Here is a 21,998-nt window from a genome sequence, read left to right as displayed (position 1 = left end):
CCTTTCTTATTTGAATAGAATCATATAAACAATTTGGAAAATTAACATGAAAAGTGCAATCGGCAATTGATTTTTAATGACGCCGTACTTATCTTTCATTTCCAACATGGCTACAGGTACGATATTAAAGTTCGCAGCCATCGGTGTTAACAGTGTACCACAAAAACCACATGTTAAGGCAACCATCCCAACTAATGCGGGATCTGCACCTAAAGAAAAGACAAACGGCACACCAATTCCGACTGTCATCACGGTTATTGCTGCAAAGGCATTGCCCATGATAGCCGTAAAAATAACCATTCCCACAGCATAAATAATAATCCCTACATTGACATTTCCTGCTGGTACTACGGCACTAACCCCTTTTGAAATAATCTCACCAACACCAGCGCTAGTAAAAACAGCACCTAAACAAGCTAATAGCATTGGCAACGTACTAAGAGGACCGACTGTTTCTAACATTTCCGCCGCATCATCAAAAAATACTTTCGGCGTATTATTTTTAGAAAAGAACATCATGATGAAAATCGCTACAAAGACACCAACACCGACACCGACTAAAGCTCCTAAAGTAGTCAATGTGGCAAAAAGAATTGCAAAAACCCCGATACTTAGTGCGGGAATAAAAATCTTCATTCCTAATTTTTGAGACATTTTTTCCATGTATTCTTTCGAAGGTAAGCGACTTTCTCCTTTTGTCACTTTTTGAAGAATTGCCGGAATTGTCATCACAAAAATAAGTACGCCACAGGCAACTGGTGGGATAAACCGACCAAAACCGATTAAGATCCCTAAGATTCCCCAGAATAAACTAGTCCCATACGCATGTTGATTGGTTTTATCACGAAAACTACGAAAACTTGTATATAACAAGATAATCCCCATAAAAATATAAAGGACTTCCAATAACTTTGCACTCAAATCAATACTTGGATCTGTGAAAAAACTCATTTCAGTCCCTCCTGTCCATAATATTTTTTACGTAATCTTTTTTCTTTTAAAGTAAAGTAAATACTTGCCGAAATTAAGGCAACTAAGGCGACTGGTACTTCCACTAAAGCCAGTTTACCTAATGTCACTTCATAGCCTAAATCTTTCAATGTTGATTGAACAAGCAATGCCCCAGCCCCACCAACAAACAGAACTTGACCAAAGAACCAACAGATATTTTCCATGGCTGAAGCCATCCCTTTTAGTTCTTCTTCATACTCTGGCACCATTGGTAAATTTTTTGATTCAATTGTTCCTAACGCCATTGGCAAAATAATCGGACGCACAAAACCTGCTACCCCACCGAAACTTACGTTAAAAGCGGCGAAGATAATCCGAAAGACACCATAAATGTCAATAATCACACCAGCAGATACCTTTTTGAATCGTTTAATCAACGTAGCTGCTGACTCTTTCAAGCCATTTCTTTCTAAAGTTCCTGTTGCTAACATAATAATAATAAAGATAGCCATGCCTCGATTATTCACAAAGGTTGTTCCTAGTGTTTCTAGCATTGATGTCAAACCAAGCCCGCCAGTAAAAGCCGTCACTATTAAAGCAACCATCACAATCAAGATAGCATCAAATTTCAATGCGAAGCCGACAATGACGATCAATACGCCTAATAAAGGTAATAAATCCATCAAATCTCTCCTTCTTAAAATAAAATTTCACTTTCCATTATATGCCAATTTTCGCTCATTTGTAAGACTTTTTTAATTTTTAATGTTATTTTTTCTAAAGACACAGTTTCCAACACTTTTTAGAGCTACCACTCGCACTTTTTTCTTTTTTCCGCTAGAATAAAAGAAACAATAACATTGAGGAGGATTTTTATGTTCCAAACTTTTAGAGAAAATTTTCGGCGCCATACCCTATTGCGCGACGCCGTCTTTATCGTTATCGGAAGTGCCATTGTCTTTAATCCCGGTGCTTTCTTCCAGTTCGTCGGTTATTTAATTGCTGGTTATTTGATGCTTTTAGGGTTAATCAATATTTATGATGACTACAAAATAAAAAAACAAACGGGTAGCTGGGGGCTTGGTTTCGTAACAGGTTTAATCTTTGTCGTCTTAGCAGTAGCCTTTTTATTTTTTGCACCGGTGATTGTTTCGATTCTGCCATTTTTATTAGGGATTAGCATTGTTATAAACGGCCTCGTTCAATTGACTTTTGCTTTAAATATTCGTCAAACAGGCGCGCTTATCTACAGTATTCTGGTTTTAATCGCTGGAGCTGTTTTAGTTTTCAACCCCTTCAAAAGTCTCTTAGTTTTGATGCAAGTCTTTGGATTTATCCTGATTTTCATGGGTGTCATTGAAATTATTGGTCATTTTAGAAATAAAGCTTAACGAAAGGAGCAACTTATGGATAAAGAAAGTACCAAGTGGATCCGCTTTTTAGGTGGGAAAAATTTACTTTACACATTAACTATCCTTTGTCTAATTGCTGTAACTATCTTTTTATTCAACACTGTTTCATTTATCTTTAAACCAATTTTTGTTATTTTTAGTGCCGTCTTAGGCCCGGTAATTTTTGGTATTATTCTATTTTATTTGCTTAATCCAATGGTGAAACGCCTTGAGAAAAAAATTCCCCGTGTTTGGGCGATTGCGATTCTCTATGTCTTAATTATTGCATTACTAGTGTTAGTTGGACTGCAACTTTTCCCAATTATCCAAGACCAAACGGAAGAATTAATCAAACAATTCCCAAGTTTTTGGAAAAGCACGCTCCAAACAGTACAAGAATTTATGGCTAAAACACCTTTTGCAAAAGATTTAGAATCTGCTAATGAGTCGATTAATCAGCTCTGGGGCAAACTTGCAAACTCCTTTAAAGACTTTGCAGGGGATTACCTACAAACAGGCGCACAAGGTCTGGGAAGCGTCTTTTCTGCAGTCTCTTCTACTTTCCTAACCTTGTTTACAGGACCTATCATCGCCTTTTTCCTTTTAAAAGACAAAGAAAAGTTTTATCGCTTTGTAAAAGGCATCATTCCCCCAGCTTTTCGTCCTGATTTTGATGAATATAGCCAAATTGCCAACATTCAAATTGGCGATTATCTAAAAGGTCAAGTCATTGCTTCGTTGGTTTTAGGGATTATGTATTGGCCAGCTTTTCTATTAATTGGTTTACAATTTGGTAGCATTTTAGCTTTAGCTGCTGGTATTTTATGTATTATTCCTTATATCGGGCCATTTATTGCCTTTATTCCTGGATTGATTATTGCCTTTCAGGATTCCACATTTATGGTAGTAAAATTCGTTATCGTCTGGTTTGCCATCCAATTGATTCATGGTGATTTTGTTATTCCTCGTGTGATGGGCGATAAATTAAAAGTCCATCCGATTACTATTTTACTTGTCTTGTTAGTTATGGGTGAACTGTTTGGTTTAATGGGCGTTATTTTTGGGATTCCAATGTATTGCCTAGTTAAAGTGACAGTCATTTATTTATTCCGCAAATTCAAACAACGCTATAACCGCTTTTATGGTGACAACGGCGAGTATGAACACACGAATTTTACTAAAGATCAATATTTAAAATAATACAATGAAAAAACTGGGACATAAGCCGTTTAGACTTATGTCCCAGTTTTTTTACCATACTTCTCTAGCAATTTCTTGAAGTAATTGAACTTTGCGCCATTGTTCTTTCTCCGTCAAACGATTTCCTTCTTCCGTTGAAGCAAAACCGCATTGCGGACTAATACTTAAGTTTTCTAAAGGAACAAACTGTTGGGCTTCTTCAATTCGTGCTTTCACTTGTTCAGTCTCTTCTAATTCAGGAAACTTAGAAGTAACTAAACCTAAAACGACTTTGCTGCCATTATTTTGCCAATGTCTTAATGGTGAAAAGTCCCCTGCACGATCTGAGTCATATTCCAAGAAGAAACCATCATAATTCGTAGCAAATAATTCTTTTGCTATCGGTTCATAACCACCTGAAAATAACCAAGACGAAGCATGGTTCCCACGGCAAATGTGTGTGGTTACAGTTAAATCTTCTGGCTTACCATCCAAGGCTTCATTAATAATCGTGGTACACACTTGTGCAATTTCTTCTGGCTGTATTCCTTTTGCTCGTAATTCTTCTTGTTTTGTCTGATCCGCTAGAAACGCCCAATTTGTATCATCAAATTGCAAATAACGGCAACCTCTCTCGTAAAAGGCCGCAATTGCGTCTTTATATGTCTGTGCTAAATCCTTATAAAAAGCACCAATCTCTGGATAAATTGTTTGAATGCGCGAGGTGCCATCGTTAGATAAAATTTCTTGACGTAAAATCATGGTCGGACTAGGGATCGTTGCTTTGGCTACCGTGCCATCACCAACTTCCACCACCTCTTTTAAAAATGAAAAGTCCTCTAAAAATGGATGTTGCGCAGGAAAAGATATTTTATCCACTACGCGGATATTATAGGCCGGAGCTGCTTTTCCATGAAAGGTTTGGTTATACCCCGTTTCTGGGATATAGCCTGTCACACCATTTAATCCTTCTAAGAAATCAATATGCCAAAAACCGCGACGAAATTCACCATCTGTGATTCCCCGTAAGCCGCCAGCTTTTTGTTTTGCTACTAATGCTTTGATTTCTTCATCTTCAATAAGACGTAGCTCTGCTTGAGATAAAGCACCTGCTTGGACCTTTTTCCGTGCTTTCTTAATTGTTTCTGGACGTAAAAAACTTCCCACATGATCAACTGTAAAAGGAATCTGACTACTCATTTGCCTCACTCTTTCCTATTTTTATTTATAAAAAAACGCCCTTTTACTAGCCGTAACTAGTAAAAGGGCGATTATTATCGCGGTACCACCTTTTTTCGGAAAGATGACTCTTTCCCTTCAACTGACAATCATAATCAGCGGTCTTGTTAACGAAAGACATCACGTTTTTGCCTACGTTTCGACAAAAATTCCTCCTAGGCCATTTTTCGATACAGACATCTAACTTTTTTCACCAACCAAAGTCTCTCTACCAGCTGTCTTGTACTTACTTTCCTATTCAACGGAAATTATTAGATTATAATTAGAATACCACGTTTAGCAAATTTGTCAACGGAAGCGGATGAAATAGTAACGAAAAAAGCAGCTTCTTTTCAGAAGCTGCTTACGTCTATTTTTATCATTGCTGATTAGGCAGAGTGTCCTACGATTGTGCTACCTGAGTAACCAAAACCGACACGTGTAATACCTGGGTTAATTTCCCAATCACGGTGACCGCTACCTGAAGCTGTTACCATACCTGTTTCATTGTACCATGCCATGATTACTGAGTTACCTGGCGCCCACATAATTGCGATAACTTCATCTCCACGAGACCAGTGATCATTTGGAATGCCACCTGCTTCAACTTGTGCTGCACGAGCAGTTGCAGAAGCTGCTAAGCCTGCATCCCATACTACTGGACGTAAACCTAATGATTGACGTAGAACGTTCAATGCATCAAGCGTCACATCACCTGTAGCTGGTGGTGGTGTTGGAATTGGATCTTTTTTATCTGGTTCTGGTGTTGGTGGTGTAACTGTTCCCTCACCATTACTTTCGCTACCACTTGGTGTTGTTGATTGTTCTGAAGAAGAGCCAGTATTTTCTGTTGCACTATTATCTGTACTTGGTGTAGTTGTTTCAGTTGTTTGTTGCGTGCTTGATTCAGTTGCTGAGCTTGAGCTTGCTGGCGCTTGCGCTTCTGTTGTTGAAGAAGAGGCAACTGGTGCTTCTGCTTTTACTTCTGCTTTAGCTTGAACTGGTTTTGCAGCAGCTTGTTTAGCTTTTTCAGCTGCAGCTTTTTGTTCAGCAGCTAAGCGTGCTTGCTCTGCTTCAGCAGCTGCTTTTTGTTTTTCTAAGCCAGCTTTAGAACTTTCAGCTGATGATTGTTCTAATGCTAATGAAGCTTTCATTACGTTTAATTCAGATTGTTTAGAAAGTAAATCTTGACGTTTTGTTTCTAATTCAGCTTCTGTTGCTTCAAGTTGTTTCATTTTTTTCTCGTTTTCAGCTTTTTTATCAACAACGGCTTGTTTATCTTCTTTTTGTTGTTGCATTAAGTCGTTGTTGGCACTTACGATTGTTGAAACAGCTTGAACACGGCTGATTGCATCTGCAACTGAGTCCGCATCTAAAACTGCATCTAGCATTGTTGTGCTTTGTCCATTAACTTGAACATCACGTGCTTGATTTTTGATTGCTTCGTTACGTTTTTCAATACGTTGATTCAAGTTTGTAATTTCTTGTTGTAATTGTTCTGATTTTGCTTTTAGTGTTTGCTTTTGTTCACGTAAAGCCATGCTTTCATCAAATACTGAAGATACTTCTGCTTCTAAAGAAGATACTTGTGAAGCTAAATCCCCTTGTTTTGCTTTTAATGATGAAATTTCTTGATTTTTTTCTTCAATTTTTTTATCAACATTGTCCGCCAAAGCGATGCTTGGGGTAGCAATTGCTGATAGCGTTAATGAACATAGTAATACTGATGCAAATAGACGTTTCTTCACTTGTCATTCCTCCGAATTAATTTCTAAAGTTTATTTAAAATATCTTAATCTTTTCTTACGACAAAAACATTCTACCACACCCATATTTCAATTAAGCAATAGAAATGTTACAAAAACATTTCAGATCACTCCTTCTTTCTCCATAATAGGTAAACTTACCTTTTGTAAGGCTTTTACACCTTGCCATGACTGGTTTTCACGTGTTTTCAATTGTTAAACAATTCTTCGATTTTTTTTCATATTTTTTCTTTTTTTATTCAAATTTTGCTTCTTTTTTGTCGATATATGCTTTTTTTCGTAAAATTAATCATTTTTCCTTCTTTTTAGCAAACGTTTTTGTTACAAAATTCGTTATATTTTGGTAATGAATCAAGAAAAAGGCCGCTTCGTTGAGCCGCCTTTTATTGCTTTATTTAAAGAATTATTTTAGTTTCTCTGCTTAAGTAAATAGAATCCAGATAAACCTACCAACAAACCACCTAATAGTAAGAATACTCTTTGAAATTTCTGGGTTTCGTTTGTTTTTGGCAAATGTCTGTCATTGGGTGTAGCCTTCGTTATTTTTTTTGCTGTTGTGTTCGTCTCTGCTGAGAAATTATTATCCTTGAGTTCTGAGGTTGTTGTGGTAGTTTCTACAACAATTGGTTTTTCAGCACTCGAATTTGTCGTAGCAGTCTCAGAACTTAAAGACTCATTCGTACTTGTATCTGTTGTGCTGGAAACAACTTCTTTACGACGATTTGTAAGGATAAATTCATCCTTTGTCTTTGTCATTATACTGTCAAATTCAGCTGGCACGTTCACTTCTTCTATCTGATATACAAAGTCTTCACCCCTGTTATTAAACTTTGGTAATGCTACTTCTGCGCCATTAACCGTTACTTGATTAATCAGCTTTTGATAGCCTTCTTTTTGGGTTAATTGCATGACTTCTGAAGTGGACCAAGCAGTTTCATCTGTTGTCGTTTTTCGAGTTACTTGATATTGAATTGCTTCTGGAATTTCTTTTTCTGTAATATTTTCCCAGTTCTTAATCAATTTTAATTGTACAGTAGGTGCTTTAATTGCTGGAATCGGAAAATCAACTGTTTCTTCTTCTGGAGTTGGTTGTAACGTAGTACGATCATTACATAAAAACCATGTATCTCCTTTAAAATCATTTGTTTCTGTGTTCAATCTAATCTGATAAGTTAATGTTAAACGTTCGTTCTTTCCTAATGAAATAGTAGAAATATGGAGCACTTGATTTTCTTCTGTAACTACGACATCAGTCAATAAGTCACTAGCCTCTAACCATTCACCCGTTGGCATTTTTCGCCAACCTTTTAGTTGGTAGTTATCTTCTGTGAAATTCCCAGCACCTTGTAAAAGAATATTTTCTCCCATTGGATCGATAATGAGCCCCTCATGGATAGTATTATTGATACTCCCAGCTAATTCTTTCAGTGCAGTGCCCAAACCAGATAAATTTTCATCAATAATCAAATAATTTTTAGGATCAGAAGCTATATTCCTACTAATATACTCTCCTCTTAACGAAGGATTAGCTGCAATTGAATAATAAGTATCTCCTGATTTTTTTAGAGAAACAATGGTTCCTAACGTATTATCTGTCACTGTTGTACTGTTTGTTTGGATAGCGTTAGCATCAGTAGAAGCACTGTTACTTGTATAGTACTGATTGGATTCTGTTTGAAACTCTTCCATGTAGGACGATGTATGGTAACCGTTGTAATCGATAATTTCCCCATTATTGGGATAGATTTGAGCATTTTCTCTAGGTAAAAAACTAGCATTTGCACTACCATCACCAATATGAACCAACATCTTTTTTGCATTTGGACGACTTTTTTCAGCCAATAAACGTTGCCCTTCTAGCAAGCCTTTTTGCATAAACGTACCTGAATGTGGTTCGGCTGTATTTCTTAAAAAGTCTTCTAAGTCATTCATGTCTGTAGAAAAATCCGCGGTGGAGTAAGTTAGTCGATTATAGGCAACGATACCAATTCGAACATGACCATCTGTTAATGAATCTGAAAGTTCTTCGCCGAATTGTTGCAAACCTTTCAAAGCGTTGTTTAATTTTTCACCTTTCATTGACGAAGAATAGTCAATCACTAGCACTAGATCAATAGGGCTTTCTGTCTGATTTCCTTTTACATCTAAAGTCACATTAAAAAGCCCTTGCTGGCCTGTCACAGCCGCCACACTTTTCTTCAAATAAGCTTCATCTCCATAATTCACATATTTTTCTTCGTCAAATGTCGCTTCAGGGGCATGACCATAATCATAATTGTTTGTGTCTCCCTCACTAATTCCGTTCGTTAAATAATGACCTTGTTCGTCATTTTTATAGTTAAAATTGTATGTTTCTGCGGAAACGTCTATACTAAAAATAGTCATTAGGAAAAAGAACATAAATAAAAATAAGGTTGTTTTTTTCAATTTTTTTAACTCCTTTGTGGTAAGTAATTTCTCATTCAAATGAAATTTGAGCGATATATGTAACTTACTACAGAAATAACTTTTAAGGAGACAAAAAAATGTACTTGCTAAGTACATTTTTTTAAACAATCGAATAAAAAACAAGTTATACTTATTTTAACAAAAAGAATCGAACCAATTGGAGAAGAATAATGGAAATATTAGACACTTTTTTCGGCTCAGAAGTTAAAAAGGAATTGGATTTACTGCGTTTGTTGTACCATAAAAAAAACTTTATTCGTATTGAAACGCTTAGTCAATTGTTACAAATGGATCGACGTTCAATCAATAAATACTACGAATCCTTAATTAGTAAACCTTATGTATTGGCTAATAATTGTTCACATATTTTCTCTGCCGAGCGAGGTAAAGGCTATTGTTTCATGGGATCAAAAAAAGAATATAAAATTTTGACGAAGCAAATTTTGCAAAGTAGTCCGTATTTTACATTGCTCGAAAAACTATTCTTTGAAAGCAATGTTCATTTAACAAAATTTAGTATGGACCAATTCTTATCCGAATCAACTGTTCGGCATAAGGTTGCTGAGTTAGATACCATTTTAAAAACCTTTGATTTTTCGATCCAGAGAACCAAAGGCGAGATTCGTTTAGTTGGTGCTGAACCACGCATTCGTTTTTTCATGATTGCTTTCTATTGGCGCGTTTTTTCTGGTCTCGATTGGCCATTTGCTGACGTTTCGCAAACAAAATGTGAAACCCTTGCGAAAGAACTGATTGCTTTAGGCTATTTTCCAGCTAATCAATTGAATATGAAACTTATTTGTTATATTTTAGCGGTAAATATTATTCGTTATCGAAAGGGATTCCAGACAAATTTCCTGCTTTCTGAATCTATTTCTTCTTTATCTGATGAAGATCAAGAAGTACTGCTTCAATTTGTTGATACTCATCATCTACTAAAAGAACATTTAGAAAATCAATTAACGAACGCCTTTCTGTTACCCAAGAGTGAAAGTCATCTGATTTTTTTATTTCTATTAACAAATACAACAGTACAACTCTCGAACAAACACTTTACAGATTTAATCGAACCTAACCGACCTTTTTCAGAGACGAATTCTTTTATTAAAAAGATTCTTCACTCCCTTGAAACAGAAAACCCTCATGCCTTTGAAACGACAAAAAACAGGGTCTTATTCACAAAACAATTAGTGGCTGGCCTTCTTTTCGTAGAGTTATTTGAACAAATGGATTTTACACTTACTGGCTACAATATTAAGAAGTATTTATTACAAAATTTTGCTCATTTATTTGAGCATGCACAAAAGATAGTCACCGAGCAAGACATCTATGTTTCGAACCCAGCTAAACAAACTGGCTTAGGCCTTCAATTATCGATGGCCTACACGTTAATTACTGCTCCAACAGCTTTCAATCAAACAATTCACATAAAAATAGAAACAGACTTACCTACACCGATTGAAGCGATTATCATTCAACGAATTCGTGAAACGTTTGCAAGTTTCTATCACCTTGCAATTAATCAATTGTCTGAAGAAGATAGGTACGACCTTTATTTAAGCACTACGCCTTTGCTGCAAGTAAAACAAGCTGCACCATTTTTATTAATTAATGCGCAAGTTTCTTTAACTGACTTACTAGCGATTCAAGAACAATTAGTTCGGTTGGTAGCAAAGAAATGATTTAATTCTGTTAATAAATAGAACTCGTGGAACAAAAAAATAACTAAAACAGGATCAATCAAACACATCTTCACCTTTATCAAAAAAGCTCAAAATGTTAGTTTTGACAACTAACATTTTGAGCTTTTTGTTTTTTCTTAACGAATGATTTCGACTTTTTTGTCTGTCTTGACTGTAACACGGCCGTTTTTAATAACATATAACCGTTCTGGAATATCAATAATCGCATGTTCAACCACTTTTGTGTCTAATAAGACTAAATCTGCTTTATTCCCAACTGCGACACCGTATCCTTCTAGTCCCATCGCACGAGCAGGACTTGTTGTTACCATTGGTAGCACTGTTTTTAAGTCATCCGCTCCACCTAGGTGCCCAACAGGAATGGCTAACATCGCTGTTTGAACAATATCCCCTGTGCCATATGGTGTAAAAGCATTGCGAATATTATTTGTAGCAATACAGACATTCACGCCACCATCGCGTAATTTACGGATTGGCGTAACCGCACGTCGAACATTGTACTGATCACCGCGAGCCCCTAAATGTAAATCCGTTGCTGGTAAAGCCATCACGCTAATATTTGCTTCCGCCATTTTTGCAATAATAGGCGCCAATTCTGCTTCAGGTAAGGCATGCAATGCCGTTAAGTGGCCCACTGAAACACGGCCTTGGTAGCCTTCAGCGATGGTTTTTTCACATAAATATTCAATACTCATATCATCAGCTTCATCGGCAAAATCTTGGTGTAAATCTACATCTTTATCATATTTTTTAGCAATTTCAAACACTAAATCAATATGTTCTTTCGCTGGTGCATCATTATAAGGAATACCGCCGACAACGTCTGCGCCCATATCCATTGCTTCATACATCATTTGTTCTGTTCCAGGGGCTTTAAAAATTCCTTCTTGCGGAAACGCAACTACTTGCATGTCAATTAACTCTTTGTATTCTTCTTTCAAACGCATAATTGTTTTGAAGCCAGTAAAACCTTGCGCTGGGTCAAATTCTGCATGCGTTCTTAACGCCGTGGTTCCATGAACGATTAACATTTCTAAAGCACGTTTGGCACGGTCGTAAATGTCTTCTTCGGTAAATGTTGGTTTTAATTCTGCGGTTACTTCAATTGCTTCTTTCAACGTACCTGATTTATTTGGTTTACGATCAGCGATTAATGCCTTGTCCAAATGTAAATGGCTTTCTACAAAACCTGGGATTAAAACACGACCATCTGCTTCGATGACTTCTTTGGCATCGCCAGTAATAACTGGGGCGATTTCAATGATTTTTCCTTCTTTAATAGCTACATCTTGTAATGCTTCACCGTCTTGAAGACGAACTTGTTTAATTAATAAATCCATGTTTTCCACTCCCTAAATTGTTTTTTATCCAAAGATTAAACCGATAACTAATAATAGTACAGAGGCAATACTTAACCATTTCACGTTTCCTTTAACTACATCCAAAATTGGAATTTGGAAGCCTGAAGATAAAGCTTGCATAGTAATATTAACGAAACTCATTTGACTACCTAAACCAACACCCATTGCTACAAAACCTAATGCTAACGGCGGGAAGTTCAACGATACAGCAACTGGTAGCACTAAAGTTAAAACAGAACCTACGTAGGCCCCAGCTGGAATCCCAATTAAAATCCCTGTTAAAATGGCAACTGGCACGACAATAAAGGCTGGTGCATTTTCAGCAACACCTGCGATGACAGCAAACGTTCCTGTTTGTGCAATAACATTAATAAAGGCTAAGAAAATCCCTACTTGGAATAAACGAGTCAAAATATATGTAGACCCATCTACCATCGCTTCGACAGATTTGTTCATTGAGAAATCTGTACATAAGAAAATTAAAACTAATGTTAAAATCATGTATACAAGTGGCGTAAAGAAGGCAAAACCAATTAAATCATTCACAATTGGTCCAAAAATTACAGCAAACAATAAGAAAATGGCTGGCAAGGTAATTTTAAATAATTCACCATTGCTCTTTTTATCAAATTCATCATCTGCCGACTCTTTAAAGCCAACATTTCTATGTTTCGTTCCCCAAAAGGCTAAAACAATCGCTAATGCTACGAAGAATAACCAGTAAGGTCGTATGGTTGAAACATATGAACCGACACTGATATCGCCTAATTTTGAAACAATACTTGATTCTAATGAAGCGGGTGATGTTGTAAATGATACCGCAGCAGCTAAAGACATTGCTGCAATTAATTCAGGAACAACGCCAACTGCGGCAAAGGCCAATGGCGCAATAACCATCGCACTTCCGCCACCAATTCCTGACATATATGTGGCTGCGGCTAATAAGATAACAATAAAAGCTGAAACATACTCGACTTTTCCTTTTGTGCCTCGTTTGGCTAAAGTTAATGCAGCTGAATAACTACCTGCTTTAAAGACCGCCATCGCAACAGCTGAATTAATGATGGGAACGGTAATTCCTAACATCATCGGGATAGCTTCCAACATCTGTTTATTCGCTTCTTCTAGTCCAATGCCACCAATCAGCATCGCTAAGACGCCACCAATTAAACCAGCGATAATCATATCGACTTTCATAAACAATAGAACCAAAACAACAATCAATGGAATAATCACAACTAATGCCATGATTCCTGTCGGGGCAACTACATCCCCAATCTCATCAGCAAAGGCCGCAACTGGCACAAAAATACTAACTAAGAATGCAAAAATAAGTGCTACTTTTGACGATTTTTTCATTTTACTTTCCTCCAATAGAAAGAAGGCGAGAGCAACGCAGCAGCGAATACTCTCTGCGCTCCTCATTATTTGGCAAAGGCACCTTGCCCGCCATATTTATCGTAATGTACAATCTCACTAACTAAATAATCATAAATACTTTGTGGAATTTCAATGCCTTCTGACATGGCTTTTTGATAGTTTAGCTGACCAATTTCTCCTGGATAATAAACTTGTTGAAACCCTTCTGCTGTAGGCACACTATGAAGTTCTTCCACCATTTGATTAATATTTTCTTTAAATCGTTCAGAATCTGTAAAGCGGCTTGGATCAATGATTAAAAACATCTGTCCCAGATTCCGTTTCTCCGTTAAATCCGCATACATGGAGCTGACATGTTTGCCAAAAGGTAAGCCTAACAACGAACCAGCTAAGACATCGACCATCATCATTAGTCCATATCCTTTTGGTCCTGAAATCGGCAATAAACCTCGTACTTCATAAGGATCAGTCGTTGGCTGGCCTTTTTCGTCTACTGCCCACGTGTCGGGAATTTCAACATCTCTTGAACGTGCATCTAAAATTTTCCCCCAAGCCTGTACTGTCGTAGCCATATCAAACACGACTGGTTCGTGACCTGCTCTAGGTGCTGCAAAAGCGATTGGATTTGTCCCAAAATAATTGCTTGTACCACCAAACGGTACCACCATTGGATCAGATTGACACATCGAAAGAGCAACCATGCCTTGTTCCGCTGCTTTTTTAACATAATACGATAACGTCCCGCTATGACTCGTTTGAGAAACGCCAACATACGCTAACCCTGATTCTTTGGCTAGGTCAACTGCAGCAGCTAATGCTTCGTTACAAACAAATTGACCCACGCCATTATCGCCATGAAAAATGGCAGTGGACGGTCCAGTTTTTTCAAATGATAATTCGGGGTCAATCGTGATCCCGCCTTTTGCAATCCGTTCCGCATAATAATCCATACGAACCGCCCCGTGTGAATGAATACCGCTAGCATCTGCAAAAGTTAAATGTCGAGCAACTTCTTCGGCATGTTCAGAATGTAAACCAGCAGCTTCTAATTTTTGTTTCATCAGCTTTTCTAATTTCTCCGGTGTAACGACAACCATTTCTTCCATTGCGCTTGCTCCTTTATCATTAATCTTAAAAAAGGGAAAGAAAACAAGTGATTTTCTTCTTCGTCCTTGCATTTCCTCCCCTTTTTTCACTACTTATTGCTACTGTTAAAGACAGTATAGTCAATTTCATCCACTGATTTTGCAACTAGAATAGCAGAGTAAACATCTGAATTGACATTTAAAATTGTTCGTAACATGCCAACAAACCATTCGACGCCTGCAAAAATTGCAATACTCTCAATGGGTAAACCCATTTGCGGAACAATCACTGCCAGTGAGACTAAGCCCGCACCGGGAACAACTGCGTTTGCTAGTGAGACAAACGTTGCTGTAATTGCTAAGTAAATCATTTTCGTAATATCAAAATCTAGCTGATACATCTGCGCGATAGTCATTACAGTAAAAGCCATATGCATCGCTGAACCGTTACTGTTTAACGACATGCCTAACGGCAACACTAAGTTAGTAATTCGCTTACTTAAACCTAATTTTGTTTCTGTTTCTTCCAAAGCTACTGGTAAAGTAATTGCTGAAGAAGTTGTCGCCAAGGCCATCACAGACATATTTTTCATGTTTGTAATTAAACGTAGTGGACTTACTTTACAGTACAATGTGATAACCAAAATCCAGATGCCCAAAAATAAAATAGTTCCTAATCCATAGACCAATAGATACTTCACTAACGGTAAAATAATTTGAAGGCCTAAGTGACTAATTGTTGAAGCAATTAAAGCAAAAATCCCCAGAGGTGCTAGATACATGACGTATCGAATGACTGTAATGATAACTTCATTAAAGTCCACAATTATTTGGAAGAGTTGTGTCTCTGGATGGCTTTGTAAGTATTTATTCAGTGCTAAACCAAAAAATAATGCAAAGACAATAATTTGAATAATCGATCCTTGAGTCAGTGAATCAAAAATATTTTTCGGAACGAAATTTAAAATCGTATCAGTGATTGAGATTTCTTGCGCTTTAATAGAAGCATCTTGGAAGCCAGTCATTTTAACACCGTATCCTGGATTAAAAATGACTGCCATTAGTACGCCCCATAAAGCGGCAGCTAAGGAGGAAATCCCGAAAACAGCGATTGTTCTACCCCCAAGGCTCGTTAATTCTTTTGGATTAATACTGCCAACTGCTTGGACAATTTGCCCTAAGATCAAGATAGGAATAGCCATTTGCATCAGTCGCAAAAAGACATCTCCAACTATTTTCAAGTAATTGCCGCTAGCAGGAATCAAGAGTCCTACGAGGATTCCTACGACAACAGCAATTGCAATTTGGGTGATCATGGACGGTTTTTTCATGGTAAACTACCCCTTTTGACTGATCACAGTTCCTGCTTCTTTATCGATGTTTTCTAAGTTTTCGATAGAAGTAATGATTGCTTTCCGTTTGTCATCACCTTTTACGAAGTCTAAGGCAGCTTCGATTTTTGGTAGCATACTACCAGCAGCAAAGTGACCTTCTTTAATGTATTCTTCTGCTTCGGCTACACTGATTTGTTCTAATGCTTTTTGATCTGGTTGATTGTAATTAATGTAGATGTTATCAACGCCTGTCAAAATAATCAAACGGTCTGCATCAACGTTTTCAGCTAAAACACGTGCAGAGAAATCTTTGTCGTTAACCGCTTCCACGCCTACGTATTGTCCGTCTTCTGCTACGACCGGAATGCCCCCGCCACCAGAACAGATAGTTAAAACGTCCGCCTCTACTAAAGCACGAACCGCCTCTTTTTCAACAATTTCTTTAGGCATTGGTGATGGAACAACTTTTCGGTAGCCACGACCAGCATCTTCCACATACGTAGAGCCATCTTTAGCTGCTTCCGCGTCAGCTTCTTCTTTTGTATAGAATGGACCAATTGGTTTGGATGGTTTTTTAAACGAAGGATCTTCTTTGTCCACACGCACTTGCGTAACTACAGAGATAACTGGTTTAGCAATGTTACGTTTTTCAAACTCATTAGTTAAAGCATTTTGTAACCAGTAACCGATGCTTCCTTGTGTCATCGCAACACAAGTATCCAATTTCAACGCTGGATTTTTTTCACTTTCGCCTGCTTTTTGTTGTAAAAGCAAATTCCCTACTTGTGGTCCGTTTCCGTGACAGACAATGACTTGTTCCCCTTTGGCAACAAATTCTGCAATATATTTGGCCGCGTGATTAACGACGGCTTTTTGGCCTTCATCTGTTGGATCCGTATCTAAAATAGCATTCCCACCTAGGGCAATTACGTTTAAACTCATTGATTGATTCGCTCCTTTTTAGTAAAGCAAAGACAAAATCTTTTCAGTATCGACGGATAAGAAATAATTTGTTTACGAAATGAAAGATTTTGTCTTGCTCATTTTGATTGTTTCAGTCATTATCGAAGGGATAATTAACCTAATTTCGGTTTACTCTCATCTTTAGCTAAGAAAGCAAAAGCTAGTAAACCAATAACTAATAGTACACAAGAAAGATAGAAGCCAACTTGCATTGAGCCTGCTGTATCTGCTAAATATCCTGTGACATACGGTGCTAAGATTGACCCTGACATCCCGATAAAATTATAGGCACTTAACGTTGTTCCTAAGGCCGCTTTTGGTGCATGTTTGGTAACAAAAGTCACCATAATTGGATCTAACGCTAATTTCCCTGTTAACCCATAAAGAATTAAAACAGAAATTAACAATGTCCGATTTGTTACAAAAGCAATCGCAAAGACAGATAGGATTGCTAAAGGTACTAATGTAAAGACTAATTTTTTCGTCGCACCTGTTTTATCATTCAAACGAGCGAAGATTAAGGCGCCTGGAATAGAGGCCCATGGTACAAGTGATGAAATGAAACCAACGCTCGCTCCTGTAAAGCCACGTTCAGCAATTAAAAATTGTGGCAACCAAGTAATAATGACAAAGTTTGCATAAATACTTGTGAAACATAAAATAAATGCGGCTAATAAATTACGATTTGAGAAAATTTCTTTTAATGAGATCTTTTCTTGTGGTCCTTCTTCAGCAGCTGCTCGTGCAGCTTCTTCACCAGGACGAATCACTTTTTCTTTCAAAATTGTATAGAAAAGAATTCCTACGATAAACGTTGGAATCGCCATGATAAAGAATGGTTTGCTCCAATGTTCACCATTTTCTAAAACCAACTTACTTGAAAGTAGGTACCCACCTGATGTACCGAAGGCCATCCCACTATTGATGATGGCATTACCGATGGTCCGTTTACTAGCTGGAATCGCTTCTGTCGATAGCGCATATTGTGGGCCATAGTAAGCTCCTTGACCAATACCAGCAATTGCACGAATGACTAAAAACATAACAAAGGTTGTCGCTAATCCACTAAAATAAGTAGAAATAGCAAGAACGATAAACCCAACAGCAATGACTAATTTCCGCCCAATTTTATCGCCAATCATCCCAAAAGGAATCTGTGCAACAGCATAGGTTAGAAAGAAGATACTATTGGCTAAACCAAGTTGTGTGTTACTTAGACCAAATTGTTCTCCAATGACCCCCATCACTGGATTAAAAATAGTTCGTGTTGCGTACATTAAAATCCAGCCTACGAAGAAAATGGCTACGACTTTAATCCAGTAACTATTGCTCACTTGCACTGCTTGATTTTTTTTACTATTCTCCATGTCTTCTCCTCACTTCTCATCTAACTCTACAGATTGTAAAGCTAGTAACATTCCAAATGACATATCTTTACCAGAGGAATGTCCGATTTGTATAATTCTGTCAATATTTTCGTCAACTCTATTATCCCGATGGTTCTCCAAATCCAAGAGTAACTGATACAACAATGAATTTACATATCCTTTAGCCGAGCTTGCAATATAGCCTTTACTAACATCTGTTGTGGATAAATTTGCTGCCGAAAGAGTAGCGGCTAACGCCGCAGCTCTTTCATCAGCAAGTATGAACAAAATTGTTTGATACGCCACTAAAATGTCATCACCACTCGGGGTTAACCCTTTGCCCCGACCAATCAGATAATTCGTTACTTCTTGCCATTCCGATAGTGTCCAAACTTTTTGTTTTTGACTCATTTTTTTGAAAATATGCTTTGCTCGTTCGTCTAAAGGCAGGCCAATTCTACGTTCTAAGTTTCTCGCTAATAAGCGGTCTCGCAACAAGCGTAATTGGTCTTTTTCTAACTTGAAATGAGTAATGTTTAAAGAAACGACCTCGGCAGGTGTGAGTTGGATCGTTTTCACGCCGACTGTACTGTAAAAGGTCAACTGATTTTCTGTGATTTTGACTTTATTACCTTGTTGTACATACGGAAAGATTTCTTGAAACAATTGATCTGGCAAAAACATACCAAAGCTTGATAAATAATTATGGAAGTTTGCAACATTGATTAATTGATCCTGGACTTTCAGATTAAATGAACGTTCAAAAACACTGTGAATGGTTCCCATCTTGCCATATTGGTGGATAGGAAAAATGTAGTCACTAATAACTAGTTGGTTATTCAACCGTAATGCCTAGTTTCTCAGCATACGCTTCTAGGGCTTTTTCAAAACAGCCTAGAGGTGCTCTAACTGTCCCTGCACCAATTTGACCAACACCGGCATTTTTATGTGCAATCCCTGTATTGATGATTGGTGTGATTCCTAATTCCACCACTTTACGGATATCAATTCCTAAACAAGTTCCTTGGAAATCCCAAGTTGGAATTGAGAATGTTGGGTTGTGTCCTTCACAGATTTTTGCCATTTCATTTGAGGTTGCTAACGCATCTTCAAAGCCACCTGCACCAACAAACCGTGTTACGCCAGGTGCAGCTACCATAGCCATTGCTCCAACGCCTACTGTTTCAGTAATTGCACTATCCCCGACATCAGGATTTCCGTCTTCTTCGCTGAAACCAGTGAAGTAAAGACCTTTTGGTGTATTTACTGGTGCGGTATGCCATTGATCGCCTGTTTCTGCAATCCGAACCCCAAAGTTCACGCCGTTACGAGTCATCGTTGTGACAATTGTTCCGTTGGTATCTTTACGGGCACCATCAACAATTGCTTTTCCAGTTGCCATCATGACATTTAAGAAGAATTGATCTGTGTCAGCTAAGAATTTGATTACTTCGTATTTTTGATCTTCTGGAATATCTGTTTTGATAATTAATGGAGACAATTCTTTTAAGAAGTTCAAAGATGCGGCAATATTTCTTTGGTGGAACTCGTCACCCATTGTAATAGAGCGCGCAATCAATACGTTTAAGTTCAAGCCTTCTTCAGAAAGTTTCAAGGCTTTCGCAATCGTTGGTCCTAAAACATCTTTAATCCAATCTAAACGATCAACCACTTCTTGTGAATAAGCACCAAAACGCAATACTTTACCGATACCTTCATTCAAGATACAGTATGCTTCGTTACCTTCTAAGCGATTTTCTACAACAAAGACTGGCATATTACCAGAAGTAATACCGCCCATTGGTCCTACTGCTTTTACATGGTGACAAGGAATGAAACGTACTTCGCCAGCTTCAAAAATCTTCAAAGCATCTTCTTCATTGTCTGCCCAACGTTCGAATAATGCAGCTCCGATACAAGCACCTTTCATTGGTCCAGTCATTTCAGACCATTGGATTGGTGGTCCAGCATGAAGTAATGTTTTTTGTGCATCATCATTTAATTCTGGAATCACTGATTTCGCAGGTACCACATCTACTAAGAATGGTTGTGCATTTTTAATTTTGTCTGTTACTTTGTGATTTTCAGCTTCGATTTGTTCACTGTAATCTTCCAAAGCATCCAAAATTTTAATCATTTTTTTATTGCCGTTGGCACGCGGACGCCAGTTGAATTGAACAGTTTCACCACCGTAATCAACGATTGATTCTGTAAAGCTTTGCAACCCAACGTTAATAATTCTTGGTTTGGTTGTTAATAGTTCCATTACTTTTTCGCCTGGTTTTGGTACATCGACAGTTGGTCCGTTGTAAGCAACCACTTCTTTATCGTCTTCTGAAATTTCGATTCCTTTTAGCAATAGAGCTAATTGAACAGCTTTAGCATTGCTTTCTGCAACTAAAACGCCGCCTTCTTTCAAGCGATCAACCGACGATTGGTAATTTTGCGGATCTTTCGTCGTCCCACAAACAGTTGCAACAAAGTAAAGATCACGTCCGGCTTCTTTGGCTGTGGCACGCGCTTCTTCAATTGCTGGTAACAATGCACCAACCATGTCTTCATGAGCACCGTAGCCTAACACCACATCGAATAAGATAATCCCCGTTTTTTCATCTTGTGCGTATTCACGAATTTTTTCGATACGAACATCTGGGTCAATCATTGGGTGCGGACGACCTTGTGTATACATATCATCGCCTAAGTCAATGACTTCATAACCGTGAGATTTCAAGACATAACCTTCTGCTTTCACTAAACTGCCAAGGTCTAAAGCTTCAGAAATTAACATACCTGCTTCAGAAGCTAATGTACCACCTGAATATAAGCCTTTTACAACTTTATCTTCTGGTAATGTTGGTACAGCTGGTTTTGCTAATGCTTCAAAGTAATTTTTCTTCACGGCCACATCATTTGCTAAATCAACAGCAATTTTAGCTGTTTCTTCTAATGTATGAGCTAGATAAACTTTGCCTTCGTGACTTGTTGGTTTTTCTCCTAAGAAAATCGCAACGACTGGTTTTGAAATGCTTTGTAATAATTCAACCACTTCATCACGAACTTCTTTTGCAGGTGGTTTAGAAATAACTGTAATCACATCGGTTGGTTCGTGATTTTCTAAAGCCACAATAGCATCTTTCACTGTGATAGCGCCTACTTTGTCGCTTAAGTCACGACCACCAGTTCCAATGGCGTGAACAACTCCGCCACCTAAGCGGTCAATAATCGTTGTAACTTCTTGAATCCCTGTTCCTGAAGCACCAACAACGCCAATGTTTCCTGGAGAAACAACATTTGTAAAGGCGATTGGAATACTTGAGATAATACCAGTTCCACAGTCAGGCCCCATCATTAGTAAGCCTTTTTCATGCGCTAATTTTTTCAAACGTACTTCATCTTCAATTGACACATTATCCGTGAAAGAGAACACGTGTAAATCATTTTTTAAGGCACGTTCCATTTCTGGCGCACCATATTCACCAGGAATACTGAATAGCGCTACATTCGCCTCTGGTAAAAGGTCAAACGCTTCTGCCCAAGAAGTTGCTGCTTGTGCTTCTTCACTAGTTCCCTTTGCTGATAAATCATCTAAGAATTCATCAATCGCTGGCATAACTTCTTCCATGATGTTTTCTTTTTCACTGTCAACCACAATCATCATGTCATTTGCAGATGCACTATTGGCCTCATCCGTTAACAAGTTCGTGTTGTTAAGGATGTCTTTGTTGGCATCTGTTCCCATCATGATTTGACTCATGGTTACACCATCTAATGCATTGATTTTATTGGTCAATAACATTAAGTTGATGGAGTCTTGGTAATTGTTTTTCAAAATTACTGTGTGTAACATTGTTC

The 21,998-nt window shown here is 37.8% G+C and carries 17 protein-coding genes and 1 other annotated feature; of the genes, 4 read left to right on the top strand and 13 right to left on the bottom strand.

From position 1 onward, the window contains the following. Positions 1 to 6: 6 nt before the first annotated feature. Positions 7 to 951 carry a DUF979 domain-containing protein gene (locus IGL36_RS01505; protein ID WP_002355267.1) on the bottom strand — a complete coding sequence of 315 codons (945 nt, stop codon included), beginning with the start codon at positions 949 to 951 and terminating at the stop codon, positions 7 to 9. After that, positions 948 to 1,634 (bottom strand): DUF969 domain-containing protein, encoded by a 687-nt coding sequence (locus IGL36_RS01500; RefSeq protein WP_002355265.1) that lies wholly within the window; start codon positions 1,632 to 1,634, stop codon positions 948 to 950. Before IGL36_RS01500 ends, IGL36_RS01505 begins: the two co-directional genes overlap by 4 nt. A 192-nt stretch (positions 1,635 to 1,826) precedes the next feature. Between IGL36_RS01500 and IGL36_RS01495 the strand changes: the two genes are divergently transcribed. Both IGL36_RS01495 and IGL36_RS01490 read left to right on the top strand, forming a co-directional pair. Next, entirely contained in the window at positions 1,827 to 2,342 is a 516-nt protein-coding gene (locus IGL36_RS01495; RefSeq protein ID WP_002389828.1) for an HdeD family acid-resistance protein, read from the top strand. 15 nt (positions 2,343 to 2,357) lie between these two features. Then, complete coding sequence (locus tag IGL36_RS01490; RefSeq protein WP_002367872.1) at positions 2,358 to 3,542, top strand: AI-2E family transporter; 1,185 nt, start codon at positions 2,358 to 2,360, stop codon at positions 3,540 to 3,542. Between the two features lie 51 nt (positions 3,543 to 3,593). Here IGL36_RS01490 and IGL36_RS01485 read toward each other — a convergent pair whose 3' ends face one another. Next, entirely contained in the window at positions 3,594 to 4,721 is a 1,128-nt protein-coding gene (locus IGL36_RS01485; RefSeq protein WP_002386075.1) for a 5-methyltetrahydropteroyltriglutamate--homocysteine S-methyltransferase, read from the bottom strand. Between the two features lie 60 nt (positions 4,722 to 4,781). After that, positions 4,782 to 5,011: a binding site (T-box leader), on the bottom strand. Positions 5,012 to 5,128: 117 nt separating this feature from the next. Then, the gene (locus IGL36_RS01480; RefSeq protein WP_002397550.1) at positions 5,129 to 6,487 is read right to left on the bottom strand and encodes a PcsB-like coiled-coil domain-containing protein; all 1,359 of its coding nucleotides are present in this window, start codon (positions 6,485 to 6,487) and stop codon (positions 5,129 to 5,131) included. Positions 6,488 to 6,672: 185 nt separating this feature from the next. Here IGL36_RS01480 and IGL36_RS01475 point away from each other — a divergent pair, with 185 nt between their 5' ends. Further along, positions 6,673 to 6,852 carry a hypothetical protein gene (locus IGL36_RS01475; RefSeq protein ID WP_002367870.1) on the top strand — a complete coding sequence of 60 codons (180 nt, stop codon included), beginning with the start codon at positions 6,673 to 6,675 and terminating at the stop codon, positions 6,850 to 6,852. A 61-nt stretch (positions 6,853 to 6,913) separates the two neighbouring features. Here the strand turns inward: IGL36_RS01475 and IGL36_RS01470 are convergent, their stop codons facing one another. Next, positions 6,914 to 9,049 carry a vWA domain-containing protein gene (locus tag IGL36_RS01470; protein WP_002397551.1) on the bottom strand — a complete coding sequence of 712 codons (2,136 nt, stop codon included), beginning with the start codon at positions 9,047 to 9,049 and terminating at the stop codon, positions 6,914 to 6,916. Positions 9,050 to 9,123: 74 nt separating this feature from the next. On the opposite strand from IGL36_RS01470, the gene IGL36_RS01465 reads away from it, so the two are divergent. Then, positions 9,124 to 10,635 (top strand): helix-turn-helix domain-containing protein, encoded by a 1,512-nt coding sequence (locus IGL36_RS01465; protein ID WP_002397552.1) that lies wholly within the window; start codon positions 9,124 to 9,126, stop codon positions 10,633 to 10,635. A gap of 137 nt (positions 10,636 to 10,772) precedes the next feature. Here the strand turns inward: IGL36_RS01465 and IGL36_RS01460 are convergent, their stop codons facing one another. From IGL36_RS01460 to fdrA, 8 genes are all read right to left on the bottom strand, one after another. Further along, positions 10,773 to 11,996, bottom strand: a complete 1,224-nt coding sequence (locus tag IGL36_RS01460) for an amidohydrolase family protein (RefSeq protein WP_002389547.1) — start codon at positions 11,994 to 11,996, stop codon at positions 10,773 to 10,775. A gap of 24 nt (positions 11,997 to 12,020) precedes the next feature. Then, entirely contained in the window at positions 12,021 to 13,442 is a 1,422-nt protein-coding gene (locus IGL36_RS01455; protein ID WP_025189628.1) for a hypothetical protein, read from the bottom strand. Then, positions 13,442 to 14,503 carry an ureidoglycolate dehydrogenase gene (gene allD, locus IGL36_RS01450; protein WP_010708246.1) on the bottom strand — a complete coding sequence of 354 codons (1,062 nt, stop codon included), beginning with the start codon at positions 14,501 to 14,503 and terminating at the stop codon, positions 13,442 to 13,444. The genes IGL36_RS01455 and allD overlap by 1 nt, the downstream gene beginning before the upstream one ends. Positions 14,504 to 14,592: 89 nt before the next feature. Beyond that, a complete protein-coding gene (locus IGL36_RS01445) occupies positions 14,593 to 15,813 on the bottom strand; it encodes a dicarboxylate/amino acid:cation symporter (protein WP_002355253.1) in 1,221 nt (406 codons plus the stop codon). A 6-nt stretch (positions 15,814 to 15,819) separates the two neighbouring features. Then, entirely contained in the window at positions 15,820 to 16,758 is a 939-nt protein-coding gene (gene arcC / locus IGL36_RS01440; RefSeq protein WP_002355252.1) for a carbamate kinase, read from the bottom strand. A 134-nt stretch (positions 16,759 to 16,892) separates the two neighbouring features. Next, positions 16,893 to 18,146, bottom strand: a complete 1,254-nt coding sequence (locus IGL36_RS01435) for an MFS transporter (protein WP_002355251.1) — start codon at positions 18,144 to 18,146, stop codon at positions 16,893 to 16,895. A gap of 9 nt (positions 18,147 to 18,155) precedes the next feature. Next, the gene (locus tag IGL36_RS01430; protein ID WP_002355250.1) at positions 18,156 to 18,989 is read right to left on the bottom strand and encodes a DUF2877 domain-containing protein; all 834 of its coding nucleotides are present in this window, start codon (positions 18,987 to 18,989) and stop codon (positions 18,156 to 18,158) included. Further along, entirely contained in the window at positions 18,982 to 21,993 is a 3,012-nt protein-coding gene (gene fdrA / locus IGL36_RS01425) for a DUF1116 domain-containing protein (protein ID WP_010817861.1), read from the bottom strand. Before fdrA ends, IGL36_RS01430 begins: the two co-directional genes overlap by 8 nt. Positions 21,994 to 21,998: the final 5 nt, after the last annotated feature.

The sequence above is a fragment of the Enterococcus sp. AZ011 genome, from assembly GCF_050548355.1.
In the GTDB taxonomy this organism is placed as follows: Bacteria; Bacillota; Bacilli; order Lactobacillales; family Enterococcaceae; genus Enterococcus; species Enterococcus faecalis.
This window is presented reverse-complemented; position numbering and strand designations above follow the sequence as displayed.